This window comes from Luteibacter sp. KNZ12-1A (genome assembly GCF_056755675.1).
In genome coordinates this window covers 1-2,822 of sequence record NZ_JBPGXU010000181.1, presented here as the reverse complement: position 1 = coordinate 2,822, position 2,822 = coordinate 1, and the positions used below count along the sequence as shown (strand labels likewise).

Annotated in this window: 4 protein-coding genes; 1 reads left to right on the top strand and 3 read right to left on the bottom strand. The window is 67.2% G+C overall.

The window, feature by feature from the left end; genetic code table 11:
• Nucleotides 1-21: 21 nt before the first annotated feature.
• A complete protein-coding gene (locus ACR9ZJ_RS19150; RefSeq protein ID WP_481282305.1) occupies nt 22-537 on the bottom strand; it encodes a gluconokinase in 516 nt (171 codons plus the stop codon).
• 73 nt (nt 538-610) lie between these two features.
• Here ACR9ZJ_RS19150 and ltaE point away from each other — a divergent pair, with 73 nt between their 5' ends.
• Nucleotides 611-1,624, top strand: a complete 1,014-nt coding sequence (gene ltaE / locus ACR9ZJ_RS19145; RefSeq protein ID WP_481282306.1) for a low-specificity L-threonine aldolase — start codon at nt 611-613, stop codon at nt 1,622-1,624.
• On the opposite strand, the gene ACR9ZJ_RS19140 is transcribed toward ltaE, so the two are convergent.
• Both ACR9ZJ_RS19140 and ACR9ZJ_RS19135 read right to left on the bottom strand, forming a co-directional pair.
• Complete coding sequence (locus ACR9ZJ_RS19140) at nt 1,618-2,400, bottom strand: N-acetylmuramoyl-L-alanine amidase (RefSeq protein WP_481288664.1); 783 nt, start codon at nt 2,398-2,400, stop codon at nt 1,618-1,620. The genes ltaE and ACR9ZJ_RS19140 overlap by 7 nt on opposite strands.
• Nucleotides 2,397-2,822 (bottom strand): hypothetical protein (locus tag ACR9ZJ_RS19135; RefSeq protein WP_481288663.1); only part of this gene is annotated, 426 nt, incomplete at its 5' end. The genes ACR9ZJ_RS19135 and ACR9ZJ_RS19140, both read right to left, overlap by 4 nt.

Genomic DNA, 2,822 nt, shown 5'->3' with positions numbered 1-2,822 from the left:
AGATGTGTATAAGAGACAGGTCTACGGCTGCGGACCGTGGCAATCCGCGCGGATGATGCACTCGACGAGTTCGGCCGGCGGCTTGCCGATCTCCACGCGCATGGCCTCCGTGTCGCCGGGTTCCTCCAGCGTGGCCAACTGGCTGTCGAGGAGCGCCGGATCGAAGAAGTGTCCCGCCCGGTGTCCGAGGCGTTCGGCCAGCAGTTCGCGTGAGCCATGCAGGTAGACGAACCTCACGTCGTCGTGTCCGTCGCGCAAGAAATCGCGATAGCGGCGCTTCAAGGCCGAGCACGCCACCACCAGCGACTCGCCCTGCCGCCGGTGGCGATCCATTTCCCCCACGATGGCGGCGAGCCAGGGCTGTCGGTCCGCATCGTCGAGCGGTATGCCCCGGGCCATCTTGTCGCGGTTGGCTTGCGGATGCAGGTGGTCCCCGTCGACGAAGGGCTGGCCCAGCCGTGCCGCCAGGCCGGTGCCGATCGTGCTCTTGCCACTGCCGGAAACACCCATGACGATCGTGATCATGGCTTGAAGCATGCCGTCTTTCGGGCCACGGAATCGTGAACGGCATCGCGTACCATCATTGGCTGGTCCCTCTCGAACCCATGCCATGGAAACCATCGACCTGCGCAGCGATACCGTCACCCGGCCCACCGACGCCATGCGCGAGGCGATGTCGCGTGCACCGGTCGGTGACGATGTGTACGGCGAGGACCCCACGGTCAATGCCTTGCAGGACCGCATCGCGGCCGACCTGGGCTTCGCCGCGGCGTTATTCGTGCCCACCGGTACCCAGGGCAACCTGCTCGCGCTGATGAGCCACTGCGAACGCGGCGACGAGTACATCGTAGGCGCGGATGCGCATACCTATCGCTTCGAAGGCGGCGGTGCGGCGGTGTTGGGTTCGATCCAGCCACAGCCGATCCCGCAGGACGCCGACGGAACGTTACCCCTGGACAAGGTCGAGGCGGCGATCAAGCCGATCGACCCGCACTTCGCCCGCTCCCGCCTGCTGGCGCTGGAGAACACCTGGCATGGCCGCGTCCTTCCGTTCGATTACCTCGCCTCCGCGCGCGAACTGGCGACACGGCGCGGCCTCGGACTGCACATGGACGGCGCGCGTCTCTACAACGCGGCGATCGCCTATGGCCGTCCGGCCCGCGAGGTCGTGGCGGGCTTCGACAGCGTGTCCGTGTGCCTGTCCAAGGGACTTGGCGCGCCCGTGGGCTCGGTGTTGCTGGGCAGCGTGGCGCTGATCGACCGCGCTCGTCGCTGGCGCAAGGTGGCCGGCGGTGGTTGGCGGCAGGCGGGCATGCTGGCCGCGGCGGCCATGCACGCGCTCGACCACCATGTGGAACGCCTGGCCGACGACCACGCGCGCGCCATCCGGCTGGCGGACGGCTTGCGCCGGATCGACGGCCTCGAGGTCAAGGGCTGCCATACGAACATGGTCTTCGTCGACGTGCCGCCCGCACGCTTGAAGGACCTAGCCACGCACATGTCCGCGCACGGCGTACGACTGAGCATCGGCTATCTTCCGTCGATCCGCCTGGTGACGCACCTGGACATCGACGACACGGCCATCGAACGGACGATCGCCGCGTTCGCTTCGTTCGATTACTGACGAGGCGCCATCAGCTTGCGTTGCAGAGAATAAAGAAGGGCGGCATCGGTGAGATCGAGCGTGTCGGTTTCCATCGCGCGGTAGTGGCGATGGAAGGCGACGATCGCATTGCGCGGATTGGATACGTCATAACCGACCAGGCGCATCGCCGCGAGGCTGTCGAAGCCGGGCGGCGCGGGGATCGGGTTCGGCTCCGGCCACAGTCCGAAACCGTAGCTGGCGAGCGTCGCCCAGGGGAACCGCGCGCTCGGGTCGTTCTTCCGGCCGGGCGCGATGTCGCCATGGCCGACCACCGCTTCGCGCGGGATGCCGAGGCGCGTGGTGAGATCGGCCAGCAGTTTCACCAGCGCTTGTATCTGCGGCTGGGTGAATGGGGACTCGCCATCGTTGTCGATCTCGATGCCGATGGACGAGGAATTCAGGTCCGTCATGTCGCCCCAGCGCGAGGCACCCGCATGCCATGCGCGGTCGTTGTCGTCGACGAGCTGGTCGATGCGGCCATTGGCCTCGACGAGGTAGTGGGCGCTCACCTGGCCTTCGCTGTTGCGTGTGCTCAGCACGCGCAGGGCTTCCGCGGCGTCGCCGATCGACGTGTGGTGCAACACGATGATCTGCGCCTTGCGCGCGTTGAAGTTGGGCGACGGTGTCCAGTGGGCGAGGGCGCTGCGCTGCGGCGCGACGCGCGGCCCGGTGGCGCAGCCGGCAAGACAGGCGATCGCCAGCAGGACCGCCGCGAGGCGGATGCGCCTTGCGACGGTGGCCCTCGTTCGCGTCATTCGACGCGGAAGTCGCTGCTGGTGATGACCCACGCGATCTCCTCGCCAACGTCCCCGGTGTCTTCCCTGGATGCCACCACGATCTGGAGGTCGACGCAATCGTGGCCTTCGGAAAGCCATTCGGTTTTTTCCAGCGCCATGCCGGATTTCTTCAGCGCCGCATGCAGGGCGGGCATCGTCGTGGCGAGTAGTTCCGTGCCTTCGTGCGTGAGCTGGCCGCCCAGCACCTCGATGTCGCACAGCTTGTCGTCGAGGAAGCGCAGCCGCAGCCATTCGTCCCCGGCGGCATCGGCGTATTCGTCCTCGTCGTCCCACATGTTTTCGCCGCCTGCCTTCCAGCCGAGCACGTCGCGAAGTTTCTTTCGCGGCATGCCGAAGAAGATGTCGGTGTCGCCGCCGGGGGGGGCCCCGGCCCCGGGCCC

Bases quoted from the DNA above. Each gene is read 5' to 3' on its own strand.
- ACR9ZJ_RS19150 (WP_481282305.1), bottom strand. From the start codon at position 537: ATGCTTCAAGCCATGATCACGATCGTCATGGGTGTTTCCGGCAGTGGC.
- ltaE (WP_481282306.1), top strand. From the start codon at position 611: ATGGAAACCATCGACCTGCGCAGCGATACCGTCACCCGGCCCACCGAC.
- ACR9ZJ_RS19140 (WP_481288664.1), bottom strand. From the start codon at position 2,400: ATGACGCGAACGAGGGCCACCGTCGCAAGGCGCATCCGCCTCGCGGCG.